5 protein-coding genes are annotated in these 3,912 nt (G+C 75.9%); 1 reads left to right on the plus strand and 4 read right to left on the minus strand.

The window, feature by feature from the left end; all coding sequences use genetic code 11:
* From ACWJ6R_RS31715 to ACWJ6R_RS31730, 4 genes are all read right to left on the minus strand, one after another.
* Window positions 1-1,127 (minus strand): protein kinase domain-containing protein (locus tag ACWJ6R_RS31715; RefSeq protein ID WP_449065747.1); only part of this gene is annotated, 1,127 nt, incomplete at its 3' end.
* A 356-nt stretch (window positions 1,128-1,483) separates the two neighbouring features.
* Window positions 1,484-2,026 (minus strand): hypothetical protein, encoded by a 543-nt coding sequence (locus ACWJ6R_RS31720; RefSeq protein WP_449065748.1) that lies wholly within the window; start codon window positions 2,024-2,026, stop codon window positions 1,484-1,486.
* Complete coding sequence (locus ACWJ6R_RS31725; protein WP_449065749.1) at window positions 2,017-2,805, minus strand: hypothetical protein; 789 nt, start codon at window positions 2,803-2,805, stop codon at window positions 2,017-2,019. The genes ACWJ6R_RS31720 and ACWJ6R_RS31725 overlap by 10 nt, the downstream gene beginning before the upstream one ends.
* 83 nt (window positions 2,806-2,888) lie before the next feature.
* Window positions 2,889-3,089, minus strand: a complete 201-nt coding sequence (locus ACWJ6R_RS31730; RefSeq protein ID WP_449065750.1) for a hypothetical protein — start codon at window positions 3,087-3,089, stop codon at window positions 2,889-2,891.
* Here ACWJ6R_RS31730 and ACWJ6R_RS31735 point away from each other — a divergent pair.
* Window positions 3,079-3,411 carry a putative quinol monooxygenase gene (locus ACWJ6R_RS31735; protein WP_449065751.1) on the plus strand — a complete coding sequence of 111 codons (333 nt, stop codon included), beginning with the start codon at window positions 3,079-3,081 and terminating at the stop codon, window positions 3,409-3,411. The two genes, ACWJ6R_RS31730 and ACWJ6R_RS31735, sit on opposite strands and share 11 nt — an antisense overlap.
* The last annotated feature ends 501 nt before the right edge of the window (window positions 3,412-3,912 follow it).

A 3,912-nucleotide genomic window follows, 5' to 3' on the forward strand; every position in this document is an offset into this window, starting at 1 on the left:
CTCCAGCGGGACGAGCAGGCGCCCGCCGCCGGGCGCGGACAGGGGCGGTCCCGGCCGCGATCCGCTCGGGGCCGAACAGGGCGGACGGCGCCGGGTAGGGCACGCCGTCCTCGGCGGCGCGCACCTCCCGCAGGACCCCCACCAGCTGGTCGGCCATCTCCTCGGCACCGGAGAAGCGGGCGGCGGGGAAGGCCGCGGTCGCCCTGAGCAGGAAGCGGTGGAAGGACTCGTGCCGGACGGCCGGGGGGGAGATCCTCCAGGGCGGGGACGGGCGCCTCGGCGCCGCCGGAGACCGGGCTGAAGGGGATGGAGAGCACCGCCAGCGTCCGGCCCACGGTGTAGAGGTCGGAGGCGACCGAGGGGCCTTCGGAGGAGATCTCCGGAGCCTGGTAGCCGACCGTGCCGTAGACGGCGCTGTCGGAGTCGCCGATCATCCGGACCGCGCCGAGATCGATGATCTTCAGCTCGCGGCCGACCTGGATCACGTTGGCGGGCTTGAGGTCGCAGTAGAGCATCCCCCGCTCGTGCAGGTAGCCGAGGGCGCGCAGGATCTCCAGGGCGTACGGGATCGCCTGGCGCAGCGGCAGGGCCTCGGCGGCGCCGGTCTCCCGCAGCCGGCGGCGGAGCAGGTCGTGCAGGGACTCGCCGCCGATGTACTCCATGACGAGGTACCCGGCCATCCGCCCGGCGGCGGGGCCGGTGCCGGGTTCGCGGTGCCGAACGAAGTTGAAGATCTTGACGATGTTCGGGTGGTCCACGCCGGTCAGGAAGCGGCGTTCGGCCTCCGCCACGGCCAGCGCCTCGGCGTCGTTGGTGTTCAGCAGTCCCTTGAGGACCACCCACCGGCCGTCGAGGTTCCGGTCGGCGGCCAGGTAGACCCAGCCGAGCCCGCCGTGCGCCAGGCAGCCCTTCACCTCGTACTGCCCGGCGACCAGGTCGCCCTCGCGCAGTTTGGGGGTGAAGGAGAACGGGGTGCCGTCGTGCGGGCAGAACCCCTCGGTACGGCCCGGCCGTCCATCGCGGCTCCGGCCGACGGGCCTGCCGCAGTCGGGCGCGCCGCAGAACCTGCGGTCCTCCGGCACCTCGGGGTCGTGCAGCACCACCGCCGCCGGGTCCCGGTAGAGCACCGGGGGGACCTCGGCCAGCCCGGTGCCCAGCAGGCCCGGCCGCGATCCGCCGGTGCCCCGCGTCCCGCGACTCGAGGAGGGACCGGTTCCGTGCCGCGCCGACGGGACGGTGACCGGTGCGGAGACGCCGGCGGGCCTCGGCCCGGAGCCGGCTCCGGAGGCCGGCCCGGACCCGGCCCCGTCAGTGCCGCCCCTCCCGACCCCGACCCCGACCCCGGCTCCGGTTCCGGACGCGGACCGAGGGGCAGGGGAGGACGACGGGGAGCCCGCGGGCGGGGGAGGGCCCGCGGCGGCGTGGCCGCACAGATCGCAGTAGCCGTCCTCGATGCGGCCCGGGCAACCGGGCATCGCACAGTTCACGGGGCACCCCCTTCGATCGCGCGCCGGTATCCGGTCACGGCCACCGCCGCCCGCCGCAGGTCGCAGGGAGCCGTCCAGAGCAGGTCGCGCGCGTGCCGGTACAGGCGGTCGAGCCGGGTGTCCTCGGCCCGGCCGAGCCGGACGGCCTTGGCCCGGAAGGCCTCCAGCCGCCCGCGGAGCTCGTCCCGCCGCGCGAGCAGCTCGCGCAGCGCCGCGGTGGCGTGTCCGGCCTGCCGCAGGGCCTGCTCCGCGTCGTGTCCGAGGCCGGCGAGGAGGTCGGCCCGTTCCAGCCAGCGGCCGCCCTCACCCTCCGGTCCTCCCGGTCCTCCCGGTCCTCCCCGGCCGTCCTCGTCCTCCGGGCCTCCCGGGCTCCCCGGGCCACCGTCCGGGCCCCTCGGAGCGCCGTCCGGGCCGCTCGCGCCGCCGAGGGAGCCGGGGCCGTCCGTGAGGGGCCCGTCCAGCGCGGCCAGGCGCTCACGAAGGAGCGGGGTCCAGCGGGGCAGGGCGGGCAGCGCCGGAGAGGCGATCTTCACCAGCACGAGGTCGCGGGTCCGGCGGGCCTCCTCCTCGGCCGCGGCCGCCCGGGCGACGAGCAGCTCCAGCGTCTCGCGGTGCGCGCCGTACTCCCGGCGGAGCGCCGTGGCGCGCTCCGCCCGCTCGCGCAGGCGCCCGGCGGTGGCGGCGGCGCGTTCCACGGCCTCCGCCCGCCCGCGGCCGGAACCGAGCGGATCACCGCGCAGTTCCCCCCGAGCCGTTCGATCTCCCGCTCGCACGCGTCCAGCTCGGGATCGCCGGCTCCGAGCCCGCGCAGCAGCCGCCGGGCCGCGGCGGCTGCGGAGGCCGCGGCGTCGAGTCCGGGGAGCGCCGCGCTCCAGACCGCGTCCACGTCCGCGATCAGGGCGGTGACGTCGCGGAAGGCGGCGTCCATCGCGGCCACCGCCCCGTCCAGGGTGAAGCGCTCGCCGGGCGAGGCCAGCAGCGACCGGCGCTCCACCGGCCGCGCCTCGGGCGCGAGGCGGACGGCGGGTCCGGTGAGCAGCCCGGTCAGCTCCGCCAGCTCGGACGCCCCGAGCCTGCGGCGGCTCCCGGCGATCCGCTCGGCCCGGTCGAGGACGTCCCGGTAGGCGTCCAGCAGAGCCCAGAGCAGGGCCGCGCGGCGCTCGGCGTCCGCCCAGCGCCGCGCGGTCTCCCCGTGCAGCGCGGAACCGCCCAGCAGCCGGAACACGGTGTGCGCGTCCAGGTCCAGGACGTCGCCGGAGATGCGGTCCCGCTCCTCGCCACGGATCCGCAGGGCGTGTTCGACGCCTTCGGCGCTCATCGGCGGCCCGGCCGCCCCTGGACTCCCCGTCAACGGTCCCCGTACCTTCCCGTGCGCAAGGCCCCCGTGGAAAGTGTGGTTCTTCATCCGCTCTTTACCCGTTGACGAAGGATCGCAGTGGAAAGTTTCCGAAACGGGATGTTCGCGATGGCGGGACCGGGGAGCCCGGCGCGGTTCCCCGTGTCACGGAGGGGACCGGCCGCCGGGATCACTAGCATCGTCGGCGGGTCGTTCTGCGATCGCAGCCCGCCGTCCACCAGCAGAGGAGAATCGATGATCTTCATCGCCGCCAGGTTCCGCGTGCTGCCCGGGTCCGCCGACCGGTGGCCCGAGATCACCCGGGAGTTCACGGAGGCGACCCGTGCCGAGCCCGGCTGCCTGTGGTTCGACTGGTCCCGGAGCGTCGAGGACCCGGCCGAGTACGTCCTGGTGGAGGCGTTCCGCGATGACGAGGCCGGGGCGGCGCACGTGGGATCCGAGCACTTCCGGCAGGCGCAGCGGACGCTGCCGCCCCACCTCGCCGCCACGCCCCGGATCGTCAACGCGACGGTCCCGCAGGGCGACTGGTCCCTCCTCGGCGAGATGGCCGTGCCCGAGCGGGCCTGATCCTTCTCCCGCGAAGGAGGGCGGCGGCCTCCTGCGGCGGCGTCTCATCCCGCTCTGCCTGCGGTGATATCCGTTCCGGTATCCATCGGATGCGTTTATCGGTATTGGACATGATTCGATGGTTCTGGTCTGCTGTCCCGGGTGATCAGCGGCGGTGCGGGAGCCGCCGGGGCGGGGGCCGTCACACGTCATGGGACGACTCCGTCCCCCAGGCCGGCGGGCATCGCGTGGACTCACCGCGAACGCCCGCCCCGCGGGCCCGCCCATGACTTCCCAGTCGCAGGAGGAACGATGCACCTGGTCGTCGCGAGCCGGTTCACGGCCGCGCCGCCGTCCGGAGGGGCCCGCCGGTCCCCTCGGACCCGGAGGGCCGCCGGTGGGGACACCGGCGCCGGGGCCGCCGGATGAACATCTTCGGAGAGCCGCAGGACGCCCCCTCGCCGGAGCGGGCCGGGGTTCGGACGCCGGCGCGGACCGCGGCGGGGTCCGGTGTCCTGCGCC

Source organism: Planomonospora algeriensis (genome assembly GCF_977012225.1).

Excerpts from the sequence above, each read along its gene's own strand:
- ACWJ6R_RS31725 (WP_449065749.1), bottom strand. The coding sequence starts at position 2,805 with ATGAGCGCCGAAGGCGTCGAACACGCCCTGCGGATCCGTGGCGAGGAG.
- ACWJ6R_RS31735 (WP_449065751.1), top strand. The coding sequence starts at position 3,079 with ATGATCTTCATCGCCGCCAGGTTCCGCGTGCTGCCCGGGTCCGCCGAC.
- ACWJ6R_RS31730 (WP_449065750.1), bottom strand. The coding sequence starts at position 3,089 with ATGAAGATCATCGATTCTCCTCTGCTGGTGGACGGCGGGCTGCGATCG.